Genomic DNA, 22681 nt, shown 5'->3' on the forward strand with positions numbered 1-22681 from the left:
CGGATCAGCCTTCGCCCGGCTTCGGTGCCCGGCTCGCATCGAACGCTTCGAGCGTCCGTGCCGAGTAGACCAACGACGCCCCCGCACCGATCGCAATCGCCACGCCGAGGGCCTCGGCGAGCTCCTCACGGCTCGCGCCGAAACGTGCGGCGGCGGCGGCGTGAACCGCAATACACCCGTCGCAGCGGGCGGTCACGGCCGCCGCCAGCGCGATCAACTCGCGCGTCTTTCCGTCCAGCTTTCCTGTCTGGGGGCCAGCCGCGCCAAGTTCGCGATAGCCCTTCAGCGTCGCCGGGCTTAGGGCACCAATGTCGCCGATCCGCGCCAGCAAGTCGCTCCGATAGGCGCTCCAATCCATCATCATTGTCTCTCTCCTCGAACGGCGGGTTGTTGCCGAGCTCGAGAGATAGACGTGCGGTCTCGCGGGAGCCATCAGCTATGGGCGTATGGCCGCTATACAGCTTGCCGAAGCGTCAGGCGAATTGACGGAATTCTCCCGCGATGAAGTCCACCACGGCGCGAACCCGCCGGACCTTGCCGGTGTCGCGATGAAATCCCAGCCACAGCTCGCGGCTCGGGACGGGCGCCGGCGTCTTGATCGAACGAAGCGCGGGATAGGCCGAGGCCAGCCGAGTCGGCAAGCAAACCAGCCCCGCGCCGGCGGCGGCCGCAGCGGCCTGACCATCGCGGCTATTGCTGCAGAATCCAACATGTGCCTGCGGCAAATAGCGACGCAGCCACTTCGTCTCCGCAACACTTTCGGCGAGCGCCGCGTTCATCGTAATGAGCGCAGCGTCGGCGCCACCGTCCGAAAAATCGGGCGGTCCCTTTGCCTTGAGATAGGCAGCAGCAGCATAAAGCTCGAACGGAATGCTGCCGATCTTCCGCTGCATCAGTCCGTCCTGCTGGAAGCGCCCGAAGCGCAGGGCGACATCTATCTCCCGCCGCGTGAGGCTCAGGGCCTCGGCGTCAGTAACCAGCTCGACGGTGACGGTCGGATGCGCCGCGCAGAACTTCGCCAGCAAAGGCGAGAGGATCCGTGCCCCGAGCCATTCGGGCGAGGTCACGCGCACCGTTCCGGTCAGTCCAGCGCTGCTGCCGACTGCGATCCGCTGCGCCGCCAGTGCTGCGTCCTCCATCCTCTCGGCATAATCGAGAATCTGCCGTCCGGTGTCGGAGAGCCGAAGGCCGGACGGAAGGCGGTCGAACAGGATCGCACCGAGCTTGCTTTCGAACAGTTCGAGGCGCCGGCTCATTGTCGGTTGCGTGGTGCCCAGCTTTCGTGCGGCACCCGAGAGGCTTTTTTCGCGAGCCAGGTGCAGGAAGTAGCGCAGGTCTTCCCATTCGATCGCAGCCAAGTCTGTCGGCTTCTGAGGCACGGTCGCTCCTGCGTTGCTGCGGGGGTCAGCCGATCGCGAGCGACTGCAGAAACCCAGTCAGATCGTCGGTGACGTGGTCGACATGGGCCGCATCACGGCCCGCCAGTTCCCAATCTTCACGCACCACTTGCTTGGTGCCGTCCGGCACCACGAGTATCGTGGTCATGCCGAGTTCGTGCGGAACGGTGAGGTTGCGGGCGAGGTCCTCGAACATCGCTGCGCGGGTCGGATCGACCGAATGGTCGGCGAGAAACTTCCGGTAGGTCTGCGGCGCCGGCTTCGGCTCGAATTCGGCGGCGATGATGTCGAACACGCCGTCGAAATGCGTGGCAAAGCCGAGCCGCGCCAGCACCGCATCGACATGATCGACCGAGCCGTTGGTCAGGATCAGCTTTCGTCCCGGCAGTTTTGCAATGGCCTCGCCCAGCGCCGGGTTCGGCTCCAGCGGGGAATGGTCGATCTTGTGGACATAGGCGAGATAGTCGTCGGCGCGTACACCATGCAGGGTCATCATGCCACGCATGGTGGTGCCGAAGCGCTGGTAATAATCCTTCTGGATCTTGCGCGCTTCCACCGGTGTCAAATTGAGCCAGTTGCAAACGAACTCGGTGATCCGCGCATCGACCTGCTGCCACAGATTGACGTGGTGCGGATAGAGCGTGTTGTCGAGGTCGAACACCCAGGTGTCGATATGGGCAAAGGCGCGGGAGGAGGTCATTTTCACTCTCTATCCGTTGACCGCGGCGGCGCCCCACCCTCAATCGTCGTCCTGGCGAAAGCCAGGACCCATACGCCGTGACCGATCATTGGGGCACTGCGGTCGTCGTTCTTCGCCAAACCCAATCCTGGGTCCTGGCTTTCGCCAGGACGACAGCGGCGTGCGTGGCACCGGTACCATCACAACACCACCCGTCACGGCATTGCAAACCGCAGCGTCTTGCCGCCGCTCGACATGTCCACCGCGCTAAAGCCCGTAGCCGCGAAACCGCGCGCGCCGCAGTCGGTCTGCTCGTTGGTCTCGAACTTGGTCTCGCGCGTGCAAAGCTGCTTGTCGCCGCCCCAGTTCAGCGGCTTGTCCTTCAGCTTGACGATTCGGTTATCGGCGTCGATGGCTTCCGCGAAGCTGAAGATCTGCTTCGGCTGGCCGCTCACATCAGGGTGCAGGCAGGTCTTGGGGTCGATGCGATACCAGCCGCGGCTCGTCACCGATTTGCCGTCGTCGGTGGCGACCGCCGCCATCACCTTGTGCGCGGTGTCGTTGCACCAGGTGAGGCCTGTCGCAGACGGCGTCTGCACGGCATCGACCATGGTCTTGAAGAAGTTCGGCGACGACAGGATGTCGGACGACAATCCGCGGCTCTTCAGGAAAGCGGCCAGCGCGCCTTGCGTCTTCGGCCCGTCGACGCCGTCGATCGGCGCGGCGTCGTAACCTGCGATCACCAAAAGCCGCTGGATGCCGGCCAGGCGGGCCTGCTCGTCGTCATACTCGGAGTCCTCGGCGAGATAGGCGACGAAATTGCCGTCCGCGCCTTGGGTCGGGGTGATCTGGGTGAAGGCGGCCTGCGTCTGGCCGCTGCGGCACTGCCGCGCGGCCGCGATGACGAAATTGTCCTGCGCGACGCACAGCGTGTCGCTGCCGTTCTGCGGGATCGGGGATGCGCCGTAGACGCCGAGTGCGCGGGCGTTGAGCAGGATGCGGTCGGCGGAGAGCGTGCCCTGCACCACCACGCGGCAGGTGGCGGGGTCGATCCTGAACCAGCCGCGCGTCGCGGTCGCCGCCTTGTCGTCGATGCCGATCGCGGCCTCGACGACATAGGACATGCGGTTGCAGATTTTCAGGTCGGCGAAGGCCGGTGCGGAGGAGAACACGAACGAGATGGCCGCGGCAGGGAGCGTCATCAGGAAGCGCGTCAGGACGGAGCGGCGAGGCCGCCGCTCTCCCAGCACTGTTCCTGTCCGCTCTTCTCTCACTTGTGGATCAGCGTGCCCGTGCCGGTGTTGGTGAAGAGCTCGAGCAGCACCGCGTGCTGCATCTTGCCGTCGATGATGACGACGCCCTCCACGCCCTGTTCGAGCGCGTAGATGCAGGTCTCGACCTTCGGGATCATGCCGCCCGATATGGTGCCGTCCGCGATCAGCTTTCGCGCGTCCTTGACCGAGAGCTGCGGGATCAGCTTCTTGGACTTGTCGAGCACGCCCGGCACGTCGGTGAGCAGCAGCAGCCGCTTTGCCTTAAGCGCGCCGGCCACGGCACCTGCGAAAGTGTCGGCGTTGACGTTCAGCGTCTGCCCCTCTTTCGAGGTCGCGAGCGGCGCGAGCACGGGGATCAGCTCGTAGCCGATCAGCTGGTTGAGCAGCGTGAGATCGACTTTCTCGGGATCGCCGACGAAGCCGAGATCGACCGCCTTCTCGATGTGCGAGTCCGGATCCATGATGGTGCGCGTCGTCTTGGACGCCTTCACCATATTGGCGTCCTTGCCGGACAGGCCCACGGCCTTGCCGCCGGCCTCGTTGATGTAGCCGACGATCTGCTTGTTGACGGAGCCGGCGAGCACCATCTCGACGATCTCGATGGTGGCGGCATCGGTGATGCGCAGGCCGGCTGCGAATTCCGAGACGATGCCGAGGCGCTTGAGCATGGTCGCGATCTGCGGGCCGCCGCCATGCACCACCACCGGATTGATCGCGGTCTGCTCGAGCAGCACGATGTCGCGGGCAAAATTCTTCGCGGTCTCCTCGTCGCCCATGGCATGGCCGCCATACTTGATGACGATGGTTTCCTCGTCATACTGCTGCATGTGCGGCAGCGCTTCGGACAGGATGCGGGCCTGGTCGAGCGGGGAGATTTCGGTCATGAGGCGGATCTCGCTGGCGGGATACTCGGGCCGCGTTCTATCCGATTGGCGGGCGGGGCGCAAAGTGATGTTCTTCCCCTCTCCCCTTGCGGGAGAGGGTGGATCGCCGCGATAGCGGCGAGACGGGTGAGGGGTTCTCTCCGCGCGCGCAATAGTGAGTTCGTGGAGAGAACCCCTCATCCGGCGCTTCGCGCCACCTTCTCCCGCAAGGGGAGAAGGAACAAAGAGCCACTATTTCTTTCCCACCACCGCCGCGAGCGTCACTGCCAGCCAGCTCAAGATCATCACCGATCCACCCGTCGGCGCCGCATATGGAAACAGCGAATGGCCGGCATATTGCCGCAAGGTGAGGTCGCCCGCGAACAGCGCGGCGCCGGCTGCGAAGCCGGACGCGGCGATGATGCCAATTCCGCCGTGCAGAAGGCCGCGCCCGAGCAGGGCGACGGTCGCGAGTATGGCGGTTGCATGAAACAGCAGCATGGCGCTTGCGGCGGCGAGCCGGCTCGCATCGCCGCCATGCGCGGAAGCGGCGGCCAGCGCGACGCCGGCGGCGCCCATCATACCGGCAAGCCCGATCAACAGGCGGAACGCCGCCATTACGAGGTGCGCTCTTCCAGCAGCTTGGCGATCGCGGCGCGCAGCTCGGCCATCCCGGTTGCGCTCCGCGACGAGGTCGCGAGCACGTTCGGGAACGCGGCCGGACGCTTGGCGAGCGCGGCCTCGGTCTCGACGATGCGCGATTGAAGCTCGGCGGCCTTGATCTGGTCGGCCTTGGTCAGAACCAGCTGGTAGCTGACCGCGGAGCGATCGAGTGTCTTCAGGACTTCGAGATCGACGTCCTTGAGGCCGTGCCGCGCGTCGACCAGCACGTAGACGCGCGCGAGGCTCGCGCGTCCGAGCAGGAATTTGTGGATCAGCTCGGTCCAGGACGCGACCTGGCTCTTCGGTGCCTTGGCATAGCCATAGCCGGGCATGTCGACCAGGCGCAGGTCACTTTTCCCGGGGACCTCGAAGAAGATCAGCTCCTGGGTGCGGCCCGGCGTATGCGAGGTGCGCGCGAGCGCGTTGCGGCCGGTCAGCGCGTTGATCAGGCTGGACTTGCCGACATTGGAGCGGCCGGCAAAGGCGATCTCCAGCCCCGCCATCGGCGGCAGCGTTTCAGTCGAGGGCGAGGCCCAGATGAACTGCCAATCGCGCGTGAACAGCTTTCGCCCGACCTCGATCAGCTTCGCATCTTTGTCGTCATTCATGCGAAGGCTTTCTGTTGTCCGCGTCATTGCGAGCGAAGCGAAGCAATCCAGAAATGCATCCGCGAAGGGACTCTGGATTGCTTCGTCGCTTCGCTCCTCGCAATGACGGCTACGTCGCCTCAGTCGTCAGTTTTTTTTTGAAGGAGTTTCGAATGTTGTCGAACAGCTCCACCTTCACGCCGTTGCGGCGCATGATGTAGCTCTGCTGGAGCACCGAGAGCGTGTTGTTCCAGGCCCAGTAGATCACAAGGCCCGCCGGGAAGCCCGCCAGCATGAAGGTGAAGATCAGCGGCATCCAGTTGAAGATCATCTGCTGCGTCGGATCCGGCGGCGTCGGATTCAGCTTCATCTGGAACCACATCGTGATGCCCATGATGATCGGCCAGATGCCGAGCGCCAGGTAGTGGCCGAACACCGGGATAGTGGTCGGATCGAACGGGATCAATCCGAACAGAGTGAACAGGTTGGTCGGGTCCGGCGCGGAAAGATCCTTGATCCAGCCGAAGAACGGCGCGTGCCGCATCTCGATGGTGACGAACAGCACCTTGTACAGCGAGAAGAACACCGGGATCTGGATCACCACGGGAAGACAGCCGGCGACCGGATTGATCTTCTCCTTGCGGTAGATCTCCATCATCTCCTGCTGCTGCTTCACCTTGTCGTCAGGGTAGCGCTCCTTCAGCGCCTGAAGCTGCGGTTGGACCGACTTCATCTTCGCCATCGAGGCGTAGGACTTGTTCGCCAGCGGGAAGAACAGGAGCTTCACGATCACGGTCACGAGCAGGATCGAGATGCCGAAATTGCCGAAGAAGCGGTAGAAGAAGTCGAGGCCGAGGAACATCGGCTTGGTGATGAAGTAGAACCAGCCCCAGTCGATCAACAGATCGAAATGGTTGAGGCCGAGTTCCTTGTTGTAGCCGCCATGGCCGGCGAGCGGGAAATTGATGCCGACAACGCTGGCTTCCTTGGCGCCGGCGAACAGCCGCGCGTTCGCGGTCGCGGAGCCGCCGATCGCGACGGTGACGGGATCGAGCAGATAATCGGTCTGGTAGGTGTGGACGTTGCCACTCGGGTTCGACGAGAAGCGCGCCTGAATCTGCGCACTGGTGTCCGGCAGCAGCGCCGAGGCCCAGTATTTGTCCGTCATGCCGAGCCAGCCATTGGTGGCCTTGAAGTTCACCGTCCTGGCTTCGTCGATTTTCTTGTAGGCGTATTCCTGCAAGCCATCGAGATAGCCGATCAGGCCTTCATGCAGGATGTAGTAGCCGGAGACCTGCGGCGTGCCGTGGCGCGAGATCAGTGCGAACGGATAGAGCGTGACCGGCGCGTTGCCGACATTGCTCACCTCGTCCTTGACGGTGAAGAGGTAGTGGTCGTCGACCGAGATGGTGCGACGGAAGTTGAGGCCCTCGCCATTGTCCCATTTCAGCAGCACCGGGGTCGTCGGCGTCAGGCTGCCGCTGCCGTCCTGCTGCCAGACGGTCTGCGCGTCCGGCAGTTTCGCCGTCACGCCCGTCGCCGGTACCCAGCCGAACTCGGCGTAATACGGCTCCGCGGTCCCCGAGGGCGAATACAGAATAATCGGCGGTGACTTCGGATCGACCGTTTCGCGGAATTGCACCAGCGCGACATCGTCGATGCGTCCGCCCTTCAGCGAGATGCTGCCGGCGATCCGCGGCGTCTCGATCTTCACGCGCGGGCTGGCAGCAATGGCGGTGTCACGGCTTTGAACCGGCTGGGCTTGCTGGTTCGCGCTCGGCGTCGACGGCTGGGCCGTGCTGCCGGCCTGCGGCGTGGCGCCCGGCGTCGCGGAAGCCGTCGGCTGCGGCGTGGTCTTCTGCAGCTCGGCCTGCGCCTGTTGCTGGGCGCGCTGCTTCTCCATCGCCGGCATGTTGTAGAAATATTGCCAGGCGATCAGCACGAAGCCCGACAGAATGACGGCGAGGATGGTATTGCGGTTGTCGGTCATCATTCTCTCGTCATCAATCCGGTTTGCGGCTGGTCGCAGGAGCGGGGCCGGGCTTTAAGCCGTCGGTTGTTGGGCTGCTTTTTGAGCCGCGTCCCTTGTGCGTATGCCGCGCGGGCTTCGCGAACGCTATGCGCAGATCGTCGAGCATGGTGGCGAAGCCGCGCGAGAGCGCGTCCCTTCGGCCGACCAGCACATAATCATGATGGGGCTGCATCGACACCGGATCGAGCCGCTTCACCAGTTCGCGAAGCCGGCGCCGGATGCGATTGCGCTCGGGGGCGTTGCCGTTCTTTTTGCTGACGGTGAAGCCGATCCGGATCGGGCCGCTATCGTCGCGACCGCGGCTTTGCAGGACGAACGCGGGGCTATTCACCCGCGCGCCATTGGCAACGGCGAGGAAATCCGCTCGCTGCCTCAGCCGATCCATGATGAAATCCCAAAAAGGGGGTCCGGCTCAGGCGCTCAGACGCTTGCGGCCGCGAGCGCGGCGGGCGGCGAGCACCTTTCGGCCGCCGGCCGTGGCGAGACGGGCACGGAAGCCGTGACGGCGCTTGCGCACCAGTTTGCTGGGTTGATAAGTCCGCTTCACGGGTTTTTCTCCGCTGACCGGGCAATTTGCCTGTAGAATTGATGATAAAGTCCGGAAGATGCTGCCCAAAACGAGCCTTTTTCGGCCCCAAGAGAGCCGCTCCCGGCGGTCACACCGGGTCATCGCGGACAATTGCGCGGCTTATAAGCGAGCGCCTTCTTTTCGTCAACGCCGCACAAGAGCTCAATTCCGGCGAATATCGCTGTTTGTGCGGGGTTTTTAACCCTTGAGGTAGCGACTCGCCAAATCTGCGCTTACATCCGACCTTGGCAGATTGACGATCTGTAATTTGACCGCGCTGGGGGCGGGCCGCATCTTCGTACGCGCCAAACCCTTCACCAGCCAAATCTTCAACCCGGTAAAGGCAGCGAGGGCGAATTTCGTGGCAGCGACAGACCTCCAGCCGATCCAGGATGGGGATCAGCGGGACCCGCCGGCGGGGCTGCCGCGTGGGACGCGCGGACTTGGGCTGTCCGGCAAGCTGCTGCTGCTCACCGTCCCCCTGGTGATGATCGCGGCCATCCTGCTCTACGTGCCGGCCATCGCCAACTTCTGGGTCAACCGGCTCAACGACCGCGTCGCCGCGGCCAACACGGCAGCGCTGGTGCTCGATGCGGCGCCGCTCGGCATGGTCCCCGATTCGCTCTCGCGCGAGATCCTGAAAAGCATCAATGCGCGCGCCGTCGCCATCAAGATGGGCCAGCAGCGTCGCCTGCTCGCCAGCGACAATCTGCCCGCCGCCATCGAGCACGATATCGACCTGCGCGACATGACGGCGTGGGAGGCGATCACCGGCTCGTTCCGGATGATGCTGGAGACCGGCAACCAGGCCATCCGGATCGTCGGGCCCGGCGTCGGCAACGCCCAGTTCATGGAGATCGTCACCGACGAGCTGCCGCTGCGGCAGTCGATGTACCGATTCTCCCGCAACGTCGTGGTGGTCGCGCTGATCATCGCGGTGCTGACCGCCGGCCTCGTCTATCTCGCCATGCATTATCTCTTCGTGCGCCCGATGCGGCGGCTGACCGCGAGCCTGGTCGGCTTCCACGAAAATCCCGAGAGTTCAGCGGGGATCATCGTGCCGAGCCATCGCAGCGACGAGATCGGCGTTGCTGAGCGCGAATTATCGGACATGCAGCGCGACCTGATGTCGATGCTGCATCAGAAGAGCCGGCTCGCCGCCCTCGGCCTCGCCGTCTCCAAGATCAATCACGACCTGCGCAATCTGCTGGCCTCGGCACAACTCCTGTCGGACCAGCTCGCCAGCGTGCCGGATCCGCGGGTGCAGCGCTTTGCGCCAAAACTCGTCCGCTCGCTCGAGCGCGCCATCGCCTTCTGTCAGTCGACCTTGTCTTACGGCCGCGCCCAGGAAGCCGCGCCCGACCGGCGCATGATCATGATCGAGCCGGTGGTGCTTGAGGTGCGCGAGACCGCTGGCCTTGCCTCCGACGCCTCGATCTCCTGGGTCGCCGCAATCGAGCGCGGGCTCGCGGTCGATGCCGATCCCGACCAGCTCTTCCGCGTGCTGCTCAACCTCGTCCGCAACGCCGCCCAGGCGCTGGAAAGCCATGCGTCCGCCGAGGGCGGCGCGCAGCAGATCCGGATCACGGGAAAACGCGAGGGCGCGGTCGCCATCCTCGAGGTCTCCGATACCGGCCCTGGCGTGCCGCAGAAGACTCGCGAACACCTGTTCGAGGCGTTCCAGACCTCCGGCCGCCCCGGCGGCAGCGGCCTCGGCCTTGCCATCGCCGCCGAGCTGGTCCGCGCCCATGGCGGCGACATCCATCTGGTCGAAGGCACCATCGGTGCCACCTTCCGGATCGTCATCCCCGACCGCCCCGTGGAACTGCTCTCCGTCCGCAACGAGCGGGCGCGGGCGTAGGTCGGCCGGCGGCTGAGTGCGGAAACCGTCATTTCCCAGCAAAATCACCTCAATCCGGACCTTGCCAATTGGGGCAAGAGCGGTTAGTCAGGGCGCTCTTTCGCACCCCTCCGGCGTCGCCGGGGGCTGCCTGCGGGCCACGCCCGCAATGTCAGCGAAAAACGCGCCCGTAGCTCAGCTGGATAGAGCATCAGACTACGAATCTGAGGGTCGGACGTTCGAATCGTTCCGGGCGCGCCATTTACCTCTGTTTTCATTGATTTTTCCCGGTGCGCCCCAAAGGCGTTACCGAGTGTTACCCAGTGCCGTTACCGTAATCGGCCGTCGCTCCTTTAAGCGCCGCGCCGATCTCGATCAGGGCGGTCCTTCCGACCGCCCGCACCTGAAAAAGACGATGGTCGGAATATTGACCGAGTACGTGGTGAAATTCGCCCGCTCCAGACAGGTCGTCTTCATCTGCAGGTGCATTTGCGGAATGTCGTCCTCGCGCGACCAGGCGCATCGCGGGTCCGAAAATTTTCAATTTGGAGTGCCCCTTCTCCTCGAGCCACCTTACCACCGCAAAGCGCGGCAGTTCTTCCACCTTTTCTCCGATCGGCTCGTATAGCTGCAGTGCAGTCTGAGCGAGCCGACGCGAGCCGAACGATCTTCCGAGGCCGCGCTCCCGCTGTTCCGGCTGCACGTACATCGGAAGTTCCGCGATCCTCGCGGACAGAAACTGCTCCAGACCAATCGAAGACTTTTTGGTGCCCGCTGGTCTTAAGTGAGCGAAACGTTTCAGGACCTCCATCGAATCTTTGGCGAAGGTGCTTCCGGCACAAGCCAAGACCAATCGAGCCGCTTCGAGCGAAGTCATTTCGGCGGCAGCACGTCCATATCCCGCGAACAGGATTTGGCCGCCTGCTCGGATCGTCTTCAGGTGCAGTTGGGCGCTCGCTCGGGAGATGCCGAGAGCGTCCCCGACGACATCCGCCAGTTCCCTTGAGCTGACCACGGAGCCCCCCGAATCGGTCGTTAACCGACAGCTTATAACTTCTGTGGACCTATTGTGCCAGTGAATTTTCAGTGCCATATTTGGTCCACTGGAGAGGATGATGGCGAAAGGCTTGGAATATCGCGCGATCGGACGGCGAGGGGTGATCATTCCGACGCCGCTCTATGCCGACGATCAGCTCATGGCGCATGTCGTGCTGGGTGAGTACGCAGACCACTGGCGGGAAGTCCGCCGCGTGCTCGAACGGGACGGTATGCCGTCGGCGCGCCCTTCCATTCGGCACCTCTATTATGTGCCCGCCGTACTGAAATTCATCGATAACCGCGAGGGCACCGGCAGTCTGGAAGCCGACTATCCAGAAGATGGTCCGGATAGGTTCGGCCCATGACCAAACGCAATCGAGCCGCCAAGGTGCGGATCGCCGGCGAGGTCATGGAACTCCACGCGCCGGGCCTCAAGCAAGTCCGGCGAAGGGGCAAAATCCAGCTCTACTGGGCGAAGGATGAAACCCCTGAGTGTGCTGACTATCGTCCCGCGACCGTTCGCATCCATGTTGATCTCTCGGATCCGGTGTCGAAAGAAACGATCGAGCAAGTTTGCCAGCGCGAACACGATTGTCTCATGCGCTGGCTCGAGAAGGGCAACGACGATAAGGAGCGCCTGAGGCCGAAGTTCAACGGCACCATGGGGAGCCTCTGCCTCATGTACGAATCCGATCCCGAGAGCGGGTTTGCTGACGTCCAGCAAAATACCCAAAGCTCGTACCGCGACTGGCTGAAGATCGTCCGCGGGACGATCGGCCCGCGTCGTATCGATGCGCTCACCGCAAAGTATTTCAGGACCTGCTACCGCCACTGGAAAGAGCCGATCTCGCCAGGCGAAGAACATCGCGTGAGGCGAGCCTATGGCTGCATCCAGATGGTCAAGATCCTGCTCGGTTACGGCATGCAGGCCAACCTCTTCTACACCCATTGCGAGCGCCTTCTCAGTGGCCTTTCGAAGATGAGGTTCGCGAAGAATCCTCCCCGGGATTCGGTGCTGACCTACGAGCATGCGAGCGCGATCGTGACCTGGGCACTGGAAGCCGGTGACATTTCCTCGGCGCTGGTCCAGGCGCTGCAATTCGAATGCTTCCTGCGTCAGATCGATATTGTCGGCAAATGGCGGACGGTCAAAGGCAGCTACGTCGCAAACCCGGGTGAAGTGCACCACGGCGCGAAGGTCTGGTCGGGGATGACCATGAGCATGATCCTCACCGACAACAAGATCCTTCGCGTGCGCACGTCGAAGACCGGTCAATACGTAGTGCACGACCTCGACAAATGCGAACTCGTGGCGCGCTGCCTCAAATTGCTTGGACCCGTGGATCCCGAGATGCCGGTCGCCCGACGAAAGGACGGCTCTCCTTGGCCCACGCACATGGATTTCGGCAAGCTCTGGCGCGAGTACGCTGATGCGGCCGGCGTCCCGAAGTCGGTCTGGAATATGGATTCTAAGGCGGGAGGGATCACCGAAGCCGCCGGCGCCGGCGCGTCGCACGACGATCTGGCAGGTTCGGGCGCGCACGCAACCAAGACGACGACGCGCAAAATCTACATGCGCGGTGCCCCCGAGATTTCCGCTCGGGTCCAAAAGGCGAGGCAGTCGTCACGCCATGGCAAGCTGGCCTAGTCGACCGGCAGGGGCGGGAGTGAGCAAGTGCAATCAGGACACCAATCGTTGCTGCCAAGCTACGTGTTTTGAAGGAAACGCGATGTCGAAAGTCGTCTACACCATATTCATCGCGAAGGCCGCCGGTCCGGCCGCCGACGATGTCGTGACGCGCGGCGTGAAGCTGCCGCGCGCACTCGTCCAGGCGCTGGAAGACGACGCCAGGAGCAGGGCCACCATCGTCCACGGCGATATCGCCCCTCTCCAGAATTTTGGAGGGCATCTCGGCGCGGGCCGAGCGATGCAGGTAGTCGTTCCCGATCCTGACGAGGCGGTCGAGCAGTGGCTCGCCGCACCGATCGAACGTTGGGGCCGGGCCGCGCTCTGCGATCTGCTCGCCGGCTTCGTCGATCCCGAGATCGACGAGCGGCTGTACGCCGAAATGACGGCCGGCCGCGACGTCCGCGAGGCGTTCGAGCACTCCGTCGACTGGACCCGGTTCGCGGATCTCGCCGCCGCGCGCCGGAGGCCGCCGATGCCGGTCGTGGCCGGGATGCCGGCGCAACCCCGACCGTAAGGCGACGAGGAGAAGCAAGATGCCGCAAGAGACGCTGCTCGTTCCCTACCTGCTCGACTTCTCGGGCCTTTCGTCGCCCGCCTGGGCGCCGCCGACGTCTGGCCGGGGCGAGCGCGCCATCGAAGCGCGCGCGTTGGCCCGCCCTGACCACGCGTACGGAGCGAGCTCATGAACGAGACACCGACGGCCGATCGCGTTCCGCCGGCCCGCCAGCCGTGGCGTTCGGTCTACATTCGAGCGCCACGAAGCCTGGACGGCAAGAGGTTCGCGATGATCGTGAAGCGCAACGGGGGCGAAGAGATCATCGCGCCCCACGCGACGATAGCCCAGGCCCTCATCATTGCGCTGGAGTATCGCAAGGAACACGGCGCGGCGATGTTCTATCGCGACCGGGGCGACCTCCGCGAATACGTCATCGGTCGCTGCCGCTGGGACACCGACGTGTTCGAGCCCGTCCTGCGGGGCGCGGTTCCGCGCACCGCCGACGTCGCGACCGATCATGTCCGCGCGCTCGAACTTTTCGAGGACATCATGGAGCACGATACGCGCGTGTTCTTCGACGGACGCCTGGTCCGGAATCGCCCGGTGCGAACCGCAACAAAGTAATCGGAGCCGCAACGTGATCCGGAGCACCATCACACAGCTCGAAACATATCTGCCGAGGTTCGGCGGCTCGTTCCAGACCTCCTGGGAGGAGGCGATCAGCGTGCAGAAGGAGCTCTGCGCTCAGAACCATAGGGAAGAAGGAGGGCCGCTGAAGGCCGCGCATTTCAGGCAGATCGCGACGCTCACGTGCGATGAGAAGGCCTTCAGCGTCGCCGTCGCACGAAGTTTCTGCCGACATTTCAAGAGGCATCTATACGTGACCCGAGGGCTGGCGATCGGGCTGAAATTCACGCGCCTCGAGCGACCGGCCGATTACCCGGCCGAGAACGACCGCATCGTCGCCTCCTTGCCCGCGGAAGATGTCCGCACGCTGTTCGAAGCGAGCGCGCTACGGAAGCACGTTGGCCTCGAGAGGGCCGTCGGCAATCGGATTCTGACGCTGGGCCGCCGCGCAACGGACTACGGCGGCGAACTGCGCGAATGGCTGCAGGATCCGGTCGAGGGCTGGGACAAGAACCGTCTCTGCGTCCTTCTGGACGCGTTCGTCGCCGCTCATATCGACCTGCTGCTGTTCGCTGAAATGACCAAGGACGGCGAGCTCCGCGAGGCTTTTTCGAGCGCGGTCGACTGGGCCGCGTTCGAGGCGGAAGCCGCTCAGCACAGGGAGGCCCAGGCATATCTGAACACTCCGCTCGGAGACAGCGAGGAAGCATGAAGAACATTCTCAATTCGGGGTCGATCCGCAAGGCGAACGGCGAACGGGGCGTAACGAAGCGACGCCAAATGTTCCTGCCAGGTTTCGGCGGATTCCACAAAACCAAGTGGGAGCGGTTGCTCGACAAGTCGCAGCAGCTCTACGCCCGCATGGACGGCGCCGACCGGGACGGAGGGGACGGTCTGGAGATGCTCTCGCAGTTCAACGACGTTTCCAAACACCGCGCCTCGATCGCGAGGGCTTGGTGCGTGTGCTTCGAACGGAAGATAACGGAGAGCCTGGGTTTTGCGCCGAGGCTCAAGTTCGAGAGGATCGAGCCCGGCGATTACATCTTCACGACCGACCGGATCGTGGCCACGGTGCCGATCGGCACGGCCCAGAGGCTGTTCGAGCTGAGTGAACAGGAGGACCACCGCGGTCTGTCCAAATTGCTCCGGAATTGGTTCACGCCGATGCCGCACCACAGCAAGCTCATCCACGCCTGGGCCGGCAGCACGCGGCTCGATAGGTGGGACAAGAACGAGTTGTGCCTCCTGCTCGAGGCCTTCACCGACCCCGATATCGACGACGAGATCTACGCTGAGATCGCCGGCGGCGCCGCAATGTCCGGGTCCGAGGGCGCCGTCAACCGGAAGAAGAACGATGCCAAGCTCGCCCACCGCCGTACCCCAAGGGCGGCGCGCCGGCGTCCGGCGAACCGCGAAAGGGTCTAAGCATGATCGAGCTCGAAGTCTTCGTGCCGGGTTTCTCCGGATTTGCCTCTCCGGAATGGGAGGCGCTCCTGTTGCAGCCGCGCCTCCGCGCAGCGCGCCAATACTCCGAAATGCGGCCCGAAGGGTCTTGGCTGGACGAGGACGACTACATGCAGCTGTTCGAGGAGCTCGGCGACCACATCGCGCAGCGCTCGGAGATCGCCCGGGTCTACGTCGATATGTTCGCCATCAAGCTCGCGCAAAAGCTGGGCATCCCGCATGGCCTCTGCTTCGTGCGGTACGAGGGCGAGGCCGACCGGATCGTGGCGAGCATGCCGCTTGATTCGGTCCGTTGGATCCTCGAATACCGGGCAACCACGCGGGGCGGCACCCCTGACGGACTTTCGCCGAAGGACCAAGAAGCGCTGATCTACCATGTGCCGGGCGACGTCCCGACCGACGCCGCCGCGGACGGCTTGCGGCGGCTCGATGCTTCGGTCCTCGGCAAGCTGCTCGGGGAATTCCTCGACATCGCCGCGGCGGCGCCCAGGCTGATCGCCCGACGCCGGGCCGGCCTCGCTTTCGCCGATTCCATCGACTGGACGACGCTGCGACGAGCTGCTTGGGCGCTGCGGGGTGCGAAGAGGGACGCGGCGGAGAGTGCGGCCGGCCTCGCGTCGGCACCCCCGCTTTCGCCGCGCTGACCGAGCCCGACCAATCTCCGCGATCATCCTCTCAGGTGAAAAAAATGAACGAGACCCACACCGCGTACATTCCCGCAGACAGTCTGGACGATGACGATCTGGTCATCGCGCGGCGGCTCTCGCCCGTCGAGGCGATGAAGATCGCCTTGGGGTACCAGGACCGCTGGAGCACCCATCTGATCGAAGACGATTTCGGCTCGTTCGTGCTCTACACCTGGACCATGCATCCGAAGACGGCGGACGCGGGCCGCGCCTGGACCCTGTCTCTTCAGGCGACCGTCGTCCGAGCCGGCCAGCCGGAGCTGGAAAGGCTGGCGGCGCTGGATATGATCGCGGCGCAATTCCTCCGGCGTCAGACGCCGTACTGGGCCGGCAGGGTCGTGGCCGACGCGGAGTACGACAGGCGGCTCGCGCGGATCGCGAAGAAGCGCGAGGTCCGGCGCATCGACAGGGAAATCGCGACCAAGCTCGTGGATGCCCTGATCGCGGATGGCTACACCATCACCTGCGACCTGCAGGACCTGGAGCCCGAGTTCGTCAGGTCCATCGACCGTTACGGCATCCTCGAATACATGTTGCAGGTCGAATGGGTCGAGATGAACGTCCACAAGGAAAACTCGCGCGGTTGGCTGCGCCTCATCTTCGGCGAGAACGGCTTCGATCTCGTCCAGGACTACACCGTCGATCTCGAGCACATCGTCGACCCTATCTGCGAGCCGTACTGGCGGACGGCAAACGAGGCCGACCTCGGATTTCGCGCGCTGACGCTCGAGACCTCCGAGGATGTGCTCAAGATCGAAGGAATGATGAAATGGTGAACGAGACGGATCGGCCACTCGAGGAGCTGTTTTCCGCCGAGATGGTGGAGGGCTACATGGACGGCTTCAAGGCGGATAGCCCGGAGCCCTCAACGAACAGGTCACAGTCCTACAGGCACGGCTTCGCCAACGGGAGGGACGATCTCGCGCGTTCGCCGCGGCTGCCGGCTCAGGTGCTGCGCCTCCTGGCGGATCAGGCGATCAGGGAAGACGTGGCGCAAGCGCAGGGCTTTGCGGTCGGTCCGGCTGAGCGTCGCACTCGTACGCCGCACCGGCGATCCCAGCGTTAGAACGGCAAATTGTGTGTGTTAGTCATTGACTTTGGGCGTTTACCCGACACGGCGAGTCGTTTTGTCAACTTTGACACGCGACTACGGCCCAGCCGGTCGTCGGTGCTTGTCTGGGCTGTCCACGTACGTGACGTGATCCGGTCGTTGCTGTAGTGCCGGCTCGCGTAGCGCGGCAAGCTCGTTCTTTACCGACTCCAGACCGTCTTTGTTCGCGGCGGCCACCGCTAAGGAGCGCCTACCCGACTTCTACCTTGTATCTTTCCTTCATAGTCTTCGTCTCCGCCGTTTCCTCCAGAAGACTGCTATCGGCGGAAAAGGGCAACACTCCTAAAGAACGGGCCCTGGCCTCCAGCAAGAAGCCTAGCGCCGTCTCCCGCCGTTCGGCATGGGCTTCCCGCTCCATCGCCTGCCGCAGCACCTCGCTGCCGCCGAAGATCACGGCCAGGTCGGTGGCCCGCGTGATCGCGGTGTAGACCTGGGACCGGTCCAGCAGCCGGGTCTTCTGAATCGGGATGACGACGTTCCGGAAGCTCGAGCCCTAGGCCTTGTGGAGGGTGATGGCATAGTCCAGCGAGAGGGGTGGCGGCATCGTTTCAGGACCGAGTGCCGCCGAATATCGATGGATCGCGAAGTGCGCCTGTACATCCAGGGCCACTCGTTCAAGATGGAAGGCGAGAAGTACGGCTTCTTCCCGGTAGACGTGGCCGCCGCCTGGATGGTTTCGGCTTGTCGGATTTCGGTGTGGAATCGAACTTAAGCTTCGGATTTGACTCATCGGAACCGATCAAGAACAATGGTCCGCAATGCAGACCGTCTCACGGCTCTACGGGACTCTTCCGAGTGCGTACGGCTTGTGCCAACGCCGTCGGTCAGCTCGGCAAGCCCCGCAAGGAGCGGGACTTGCGCGACCTGGTGAGGGCAAGTTTTGCGGGCGGCATGGACGCTGCACTGCGCTACGCTTGGATTAGGCAGCAACGACGGACTTCGTGTCCTCGCAGCCTCGATCGCACGATTAACCTTCCGGGGCCCTGACGGCTTCCTTGTTGCTATCGCTCTGCTTATTTATCTAAGCGGAATTTAGAGGTGGCGGCATAAACGTGGTTGTACGTCCATCATATTCGACAGGCAAAGACGTGGCGCTCGGCCGATCGAGGTGGAAATGCTTGAACGCCTCCGACACCGCCCTCTGCAGTTGCACGTCCTCGATCGATGTGGTCCTCCTGAGAAAGGCGCAGTGCGGATGCAGCAGCAGCCGGACGGGTCCAACGTCCAGGTATGACGGCATGCCTGGCGCGGGGTTGTTGAGGACGAGTCCGTCAGATGGTGGAGTTCGTTCGCCGCAGACCGCGCCTTGCGGATGACGTCATCGCGCTCAGCGTCGACCGCCGCCTGGTCTCCCGATTCATGTGCGGCGTTCAAGGCTCGCTCGGACGCGGCGTAGTCGCGCAGCGCCGGGCGAACGATTCGATCCAGATGGTCGAGTATCTTGCGCATCAGACCTCATCGGGACCAACGACATCCAGGGGCCTTCCGAAATACGAATACAGAAATTCTCCCCTGCCTTGCCGATCGATCAATTTCGCTCTGATCCTGAACAGCGTACCGACCTTATACAGGGCGGGATTCGAGAGAGCCTTGTTGCACTCCACGTGGAGCTGCGTCGCAAACGGCTGGTTGGCGATAGGGTGAACGTGCATCGGCCCGTGCAGTCCGGAGGTGTCGGCCGGGTAGTAGCTCTCGACGATGCAGTACCTGTACGGCTCATTTCGGATGGCCATCGGTCAGTCCGCCTTCAGCCGTCTTAGAATTCGACTTCTCCTCGGTACAACGAGATAGACCTCGCGACATGGTAGGGCGCCCAGCGAGCGTGTAGAACGGTCGGCGTAGCGTCAAAGTTTTGCGCACTGATAATTGGGCTTAATATTGGCATTCAAGTATTGGCCCTTTGAGTCTGCGTGCTGGAACTCTTGATATCTCCACTCTTCGACAGCGTAATATGCGTACGTCTCACCGGACTTTAGAAACCGCACGTGAAGTTCCTGTGTCTCAACGGCGTAACCAAATGCTTCGATGTTAGTGGAGTCGATAAAAATCATTTCAGGCATTTGCCTGCCCCTCCCCATCTTCGTCCTGGTCATTCTCAACTTCAACAGATGTTGACTGAGCACGCCAATTCGCCAGCGCTTGCGTATACAGGTCGCCGTCTGGACGATCCGGTACTTGCCATACGTCGGGTAGCTTTGGATCGTCGCCGACGGGTTTCTGCTTGGCCTTGCGCACTCTGACGCGCGACGGGATGGGCATCACCTCGCCCAGGAAGACCCCCTCGCCCGTCCGCAGCGAAGGCAACTGGTCCACCAGTCCACCCAGGTCGTCAGGGACCGCTGCTGAGACCTTGGCGCGGTCCGCCGAATTGGTAAGCCGCAGCGCAATCATGGAGCCACATTGACTTAGAATTGCGCTGTCGATCTCGGATGGGCGCTGCGTGACCAGCATGAGGCCAGTCCCGTATTTCCGGCCTTCTTTTGCGATCATCGACAACGTGCGATGGGCGGGCGTGTCAACGCCTTCCGGAACGAAGCGATGCGCCTCATCGAGCACCACAAGAAGCGGCTGCAGTCGCCCGCCGATAGGGAGGTCCTGCGCCCAAAACAGCATGTCGTAGACGATCCGGAGCATTGTGCCGACGATGGTTGGAAGAACCTCCGACGGTAGTCCCGAGACGTCGAATAACGTTATCGGCTTGTCGTGTCCGACCCAGTCCCTGACAAGTGTGTTGAGGTCGTTCGCGACCTTTCCATTCAAGTCGGGCTCGTAGCCTCCGCCGGGCGAGAAAAGGAAAGAAAAACGGGCGTCCTTGAGGCGACTTCGCATGAGGTCGAGTTGCCGCTCAAGGTTGCGCTTTTTCTGATTCTTGTAGGGCGCCTGATTGTATGGACTGGCTGCCGGATACCGGTCCGACTGGAGCAACATTGCGTCTCCGACTTGCTCCGGAGGATGAACGTTGGCGTCGGTCTGGTTAGCGCTGACGGGGAACGTCATCCTTTCGAACCTGTCTAGTTCGTACCACAGCTTCTTGATGCTGAACGGCACCGGGGTGTCCGCTGTCAGTGTTTCGGGCGGCGGCGGCACCGCGAGATGCGCGGCCGCGGCCACCTTCATATCCAGCACCTCGTCGCGAATCGTGGCCTCGTGGTTGGGCTGAAGGCCGCCCAGTGTCAATTGCTGAAGCTCGACAAATGGAAGTGCCCAGAACGGCACCCAAAGAGCCCTTTCACCCGCCGCCTCATTCGGCCGAATGCGAAACACTCGCGCACGATCGCCGAGCGCGGTGGCATATTCGCCGTGCGGATCGATGACGATCGCGCGCGCATTCGGCAGACTTCCGTCAGAAACGGTCTCCAGGAGAACGGTGACGAGATTGGATTTTCCGGCGCCGGTTGAGCCGACGATGGCGCTATGGCGGCTTACAAGGCCGGCAACGCTGATGTCGGCCGATATTCCCGACGCCGCCGCGATGCGCCCAACCGAAATCGTGCCTTTCTTGCCCTTAGCCCAGCCATAAATGACCTTCAGGTCATCGTTGGTCACCAAGTGCACTTCATCTCCGACAGTCGGGTATTGACCCACACCACGTTCAAATTCGCCGCCGAGGGCTTCGCCGAACAGCACGATCGTCATCCAGCGATAACCGGAGAGATGAAGCTGCCTGTCATCTTCGAGCGCGGCACCGAACGCTTTCTCCCCACTGCCTGGCGGGGCGGCATCGGCACCGATCTGCGTACATACAGCATAAAGGTTTGTGTACCCCAGGGGCACCCTGAAAAACCCGCCGATTTGCCCGACGCGATACGACTCGCCGCCGATCATGACGAGAGTCGACGGCATGTCCTCGCGTAGGCGCACACGGATGATCGCGCCCGTCACGGACGCGATCTGACCGATGTACGTGGGATCGCCGAGCGGCATAGGTCGTCAACCCGCCATTGAATCGAGGAAGTTACAGAAGCGAGCGAAGTCGCCTATTTTCATCAGCCCTGTCTTAGGCGTTTCCGGAACTCCGGCGGCGGCGGGTGTCTCCTGGAGTTCGAATACGCCATCCATGAATGCGGGCGTGTCGGAGGGAGCCCACTTCGCGCGGCGTCCCCCGATCACGCCGGTTTTCGGCCCGACCACAATCAAGTTCGAGCGCTGATAGGCGCGCTTAATCAGGACGCTGTCTTCCGAAAGCTCCTCGAACTGCAAGGCATAGACGTGGGTGCGTGGTCTATTTTCCAAGGCGCCGAAAATCAGGTTGTTAATGTGTTCGTCGCCAAAGCTGAATCCAGCCACGATCAGCAGCGCATCGTCTTGTTCGAGAAAGCGGGTCAATCTGTCCACGAAAGCGGCATACGGCTGCTGCCGTGATTCGTCGTATTTCTGGGATGAGGGCAGGATCATTTCGCCGGCGAGGTCGGGATCGCCGCGGACGACGCGGATGCGCCCATCCTGCTCGATGCGTCGCCACGTGACCGAGCCGTGCATCTTCCACAGGCGGGTCCAATGTGGTCCTGGTGCCGTTTCGGCTCGGCGCAAGCTGTCTGCGAGAAAGAAGGGCTGATAACTTCCGACGAAACCGTCGAAGACGGGAACACGCTCGGACTCGAGGCCGTGCTCGATGAGAACGTCGTAATTCACGGTAAAGATCTCGACACAGGCTTTGCGAGACGTCTTCGCAAGCCACCGCGCGAATTTCCGATGCGGAAAGTCTGTGGGAAGCCCCTTTAGATCGGGCGTGACGAGCCTCGCGATCGTTTTTCGCACTGATTCCTCAAGCTTCTCCAGCTCATCTGTCTTCAGGCCGGACAGCGTATCGTTCTTACCGATCGCGTTGAGCATCATCCTCAAGCGCGAAAGAATGTTCTCAACGTGCGGGTCCTGCTTGGCTTCGACGCACTGGACCTCCATCAAGGCCCACGCCTTTGCGTATTTTTCGCCCAGGTCGGCACCATCCTTCTTGCATGCAGCCGTGAGGCCAGGGACCGCGGGTATCAGCGGCGGCGCTGGTGCGCCGTCGCCGGTGGGCACCCTGACTGAGCACGAGGTGCCCGCACCAAAAAAGAATGCTATCGGCTTGTCGTGCCGCGCCAGGTGGTCCCTCAAGTCGGTGAGCGTCTTCTGCGCGTCGTGCGACTGTTGCTCCCCGTTCATGCTGGGCTCCCTGTCGTAACCGGAAGGTTTTGAGGTGATGCCGGAGGACGCGCGTCGCCCGGTGATCGTGCTCGAGTGCGAAATCCGCGAATCAGTCATTCTACCCTAGACGAGAAAACAAGTGTCTTGGCAACTCGTACGTTAACGCCGCTTGGAGAGCCGATCACGTCGCGCCAACGCAGAGACCGGTGTTCGACATCAGCGCCCGTCACCCCGGTCACCGAATGTGGCCTACTCTCCGCTGGGCTCGCCGGGATATGTGACAGTTCCGAGGCTTTTGGGCGCGTTATCCCGCAGGCTTCAAGGTGCCGTCCCTGATCGCCAGCATCAACTGTTCGATGGGCAGGACTGTACGACCCGCGTTCGACGCCACGAGCGTCTCGACGGCGTGCCAAATCGATCCGCACCGTGCCGTCTTCGTCGATCATGTAGTGGTTGGTCGATCCGGGTGGCTCGCGTATTCTTACCTTGAGAGACTTCGGCTGATCCCGTGCTACCGCGGGTGCGGCAACGGCCGCGAT

At 62.9% G+C, this 22681-nt stretch carries 28 protein-coding genes and 1 tRNA gene; 13 read left to right on the plus strand and 16 right to left on the minus strand.

The annotated features are described in order from the left end of the window. Positions 1–4: 4 nt before the first annotated feature. From BcanWU425_RS03520 to rpmH, 10 genes are all read right to left on the minus strand, one after another. A complete protein-coding gene (locus BcanWU425_RS03520) occupies positions 5–364 on the minus strand; it encodes a carboxymuconolactone decarboxylase family protein (protein WP_018453029.1) in 360 nt (119 codons plus the stop codon). Between the two features lie 109 nt (positions 365–473). Next, positions 474–1379: a LysR family transcriptional regulator gene (locus BcanWU425_RS03525; protein WP_085351584.1), complete on the minus strand. Its 906-nt coding sequence runs from the start codon at positions 1377–1379 to the stop codon at positions 474–476. Positions 1380–1404: 25 nt separating this feature from the next. Then, positions 1405–2097 (minus strand): pyrimidine 5'-nucleotidase, encoded by a 693-nt coding sequence (locus BcanWU425_RS03530; protein WP_085351583.1) that lies wholly within the window; start codon positions 2095–2097, stop codon positions 1405–1407. 194 nt (positions 2098–2291) lie between these two features. Beyond that, a complete protein-coding gene (locus tag BcanWU425_RS03535) occupies positions 2292–3278 on the minus strand; it encodes a DUF1036 domain-containing protein (RefSeq protein WP_018453032.1) in 987 nt (328 codons plus the stop codon). Between the two features lie 68 nt (positions 3279–3346). Then, positions 3347–4234, minus strand: coding sequence for an acetylglutamate kinase (gene argB / locus BcanWU425_RS03540; protein ID WP_007597683.1), 888 nt, complete (start codon positions 4232–4234; stop codon positions 3347–3349). A gap of 231 nt (positions 4235–4465) precedes the next feature. After that, entirely contained in the window at positions 4466–4831 is a 366-nt protein-coding gene (locus BcanWU425_RS03545; RefSeq protein ID WP_018453033.1) for a DUF423 domain-containing protein, read from the minus strand. Next, a complete protein-coding gene (gene yihA, locus BcanWU425_RS03550) occupies positions 4831–5484 on the minus strand; it encodes a ribosome biogenesis GTP-binding protein YihA/YsxC (protein WP_085351580.1) in 654 nt (217 codons plus the stop codon). Before yihA ends, BcanWU425_RS03545 begins: the two co-directional genes overlap by 1 nt. 109 nt (positions 5485–5593) lie before the next feature. Next, entirely contained in the window at positions 5594–7453 is a 1860-nt protein-coding gene (gene yidC, locus BcanWU425_RS03555; protein WP_204512751.1) for a membrane protein insertase YidC, read from the minus strand. Positions 7454–7466: 13 nt separating this feature from the next. Next, the gene (gene rnpA, locus BcanWU425_RS03560) at positions 7467–7880 is read right to left on the minus strand and encodes a ribonuclease P protein component (protein WP_204512750.1); all 414 of its coding nucleotides are present in this window, start codon (positions 7878–7880) and stop codon (positions 7467–7469) included. Positions 7881–7907: 27 nt separating this feature from the next. Then, positions 7908–8042 (minus strand): 50S ribosomal protein L34, encoded by a 135-nt coding sequence (gene rpmH, locus BcanWU425_RS03565; RefSeq protein WP_008542748.1) that lies wholly within the window; start codon positions 8040–8042, stop codon positions 7908–7910. A 382-nt stretch (positions 8043–8424) separates the two neighbouring features. Here rpmH and BcanWU425_RS03570 point away from each other — a divergent pair, with 382 nt between their 5' ends. Both BcanWU425_RS03570 and BcanWU425_RS03575 read left to right on the plus strand, forming a co-directional pair. Beyond that, positions 8425–9924 carry an ATP-binding protein gene (locus tag BcanWU425_RS03570; protein WP_204512749.1) on the plus strand — a complete coding sequence of 500 codons (1500 nt, stop codon included), beginning with the start codon at positions 8425–8427 and terminating at the stop codon, positions 9922–9924. A gap of 163 nt (positions 9925–10087) precedes the next feature. Further along, a tRNA-Arg gene (locus BcanWU425_RS03575) sits at positions 10088–10164 on the plus strand. Between the two features lie 55 nt (positions 10165–10219). Here BcanWU425_RS03575 and BcanWU425_RS03580 read toward each other — a convergent pair. Then, positions 10220–10996: a hypothetical protein gene (locus tag BcanWU425_RS03580; protein ID WP_231189778.1), complete on the minus strand. Its 777-nt coding sequence runs from the start codon at positions 10994–10996 to the stop codon at positions 10220–10222. Between the two features lie 22 nt (positions 10997–11018). On the opposite strand from BcanWU425_RS03580, the gene BcanWU425_RS03585 reads away from it, so the two are divergent. The 10 genes from BcanWU425_RS03585 to BcanWU425_RS03630 all read left to right on the plus strand — a co-directional run bounded on the left by BcanWU425_RS03585 (position 11019) and on the right by BcanWU425_RS03630 (position 16970). Further along, the gene (locus BcanWU425_RS03585; protein ID WP_204512747.1) at positions 11019–11306 is read left to right on the plus strand and encodes a hypothetical protein; all 288 of its coding nucleotides are present in this window, start codon (positions 11019–11021) and stop codon (positions 11304–11306) included. Continuing rightward, complete coding sequence (locus tag BcanWU425_RS03590; protein WP_231189780.1) at positions 11303–12589, plus strand: hypothetical protein; 1287 nt, start codon at positions 11303–11305, stop codon at positions 12587–12589. Before BcanWU425_RS03585 ends, BcanWU425_RS03590 begins: the two co-directional genes overlap by 4 nt. 82 nt (positions 12590–12671) lie before the next feature. Then, on the plus strand, positions 12672–13145 hold the full coding sequence (locus BcanWU425_RS03595) for a hypothetical protein (protein ID WP_231189782.1): 474 nt from the start codon (positions 12672–12674) through the stop codon (positions 13143–13145). 19 nt (positions 13146–13164) lie between these two features. Continuing rightward, positions 13165–13317, plus strand: a complete 153-nt coding sequence (locus BcanWU425_RS03600) for a hypothetical protein (protein WP_231189784.1) — start codon at positions 13165–13167, stop codon at positions 13315–13317. After that, positions 13314–13751, plus strand: coding sequence for a hypothetical protein (locus tag BcanWU425_RS03605; RefSeq protein ID WP_231189787.1), 438 nt, complete (start codon positions 13314–13316; stop codon positions 13749–13751). The genes BcanWU425_RS03600 and BcanWU425_RS03605 overlap by 4 nt, the downstream gene beginning before the upstream one ends. A gap of 100 nt (positions 13752–13851) precedes the next feature. Beyond that, complete coding sequence (locus BcanWU425_RS03610) at positions 13852–14466, plus strand: hypothetical protein (RefSeq protein WP_231189789.1); 615 nt, start codon at positions 13852–13854, stop codon at positions 14464–14466. Beyond that, on the plus strand, positions 14463–15179 hold the full coding sequence (locus tag BcanWU425_RS03615; RefSeq protein ID WP_231189791.1) for a hypothetical protein: 717 nt from the start codon (positions 14463–14465) through the stop codon (positions 15177–15179). The genes BcanWU425_RS03610 and BcanWU425_RS03615 overlap by 4 nt, the downstream gene beginning before the upstream one ends. 2 nt (positions 15180–15181) lie before the next feature. Beyond that, complete coding sequence (locus tag BcanWU425_RS03620; RefSeq protein WP_231189795.1) at positions 15182–15862, plus strand: hypothetical protein; 681 nt, start codon at positions 15182–15184, stop codon at positions 15860–15862. A gap of 44 nt (positions 15863–15906) precedes the next feature. After that, positions 15907–16680, plus strand: coding sequence for a hypothetical protein (locus BcanWU425_RS03625; RefSeq protein ID WP_231189798.1), 774 nt, complete (start codon positions 15907–15909; stop codon positions 16678–16680). Beyond that, positions 16674–16970: a hypothetical protein gene (locus BcanWU425_RS03630; RefSeq protein WP_231189800.1), complete on the plus strand. Its 297-nt coding sequence runs from the start codon at positions 16674–16676 to the stop codon at positions 16968–16970. The genes BcanWU425_RS03625 and BcanWU425_RS03630 overlap by 7 nt, the downstream gene beginning before the upstream one ends. 235 nt (positions 16971–17205) lie before the next feature. Here the strand turns inward: BcanWU425_RS03630 and BcanWU425_RS03635 are convergent, their stop codons facing one another. Next, positions 17206–17409: a hypothetical protein gene (locus BcanWU425_RS03635; RefSeq protein ID WP_231189802.1), complete on the minus strand. Its 204-nt coding sequence runs from the start codon at positions 17407–17409 to the stop codon at positions 17206–17208. A gap of 180 nt (positions 17410–17589) precedes the next feature. Between BcanWU425_RS03635 and BcanWU425_RS03640 the strand changes: the two genes are divergently transcribed. Next, a complete protein-coding gene (locus BcanWU425_RS03640) occupies positions 17590–17727 on the plus strand; it encodes a hypothetical protein (RefSeq protein ID WP_231189804.1) in 138 nt (45 codons plus the stop codon). 736 nt (positions 17728–18463) lie between these two features. Here the strand turns inward: BcanWU425_RS03640 and BcanWU425_RS03645 are convergent. The 4 genes from BcanWU425_RS03645 to BcanWU425_RS03655 all read right to left on the minus strand — a co-directional run bounded on the left by BcanWU425_RS03645 (position 18464) and on the right by BcanWU425_RS03655 (position 22160). After that, positions 18464–18748 (minus strand): hypothetical protein, encoded by a 285-nt coding sequence (locus tag BcanWU425_RS03645; RefSeq protein WP_231189806.1) that lies wholly within the window; start codon positions 18746–18748, stop codon positions 18464–18466. Between the two features lie 111 nt (positions 18749–18859). Then, positions 18860–19108: a KTSC domain-containing protein gene (locus tag BcanWU425_RS37645; RefSeq protein ID WP_445818648.1), complete on the minus strand. Its 249-nt coding sequence runs from the start codon at positions 19106–19108 to the stop codon at positions 18860–18862. Further along, on the minus strand, positions 19068–20939 hold the full coding sequence (locus BcanWU425_RS03650) for an ATP-binding protein (protein ID WP_231189812.1): 1872 nt from the start codon (positions 20937–20939) through the stop codon (positions 19068–19070). The genes BcanWU425_RS37645 and BcanWU425_RS03650 overlap by 41 nt, the downstream gene beginning before the upstream one ends. A 6-nt stretch (positions 20940–20945) precedes the next feature. After that, the gene (locus tag BcanWU425_RS03655) at positions 20946–22160 is read right to left on the minus strand and encodes an SIR2 family protein (protein WP_231189815.1); all 1215 of its coding nucleotides are present in this window, start codon (positions 22158–22160) and stop codon (positions 20946–20948) included. Positions 22161–22681 lie beyond the last annotated feature (521 nt).

This window comes from Bradyrhizobium sp. WU425 (assembly GCF_021052305.1).
Lineage (GTDB): Bacteria > Pseudomonadota > Alphaproteobacteria > Rhizobiales > Xanthobacteraceae > Bradyrhizobium > Bradyrhizobium canariense_D.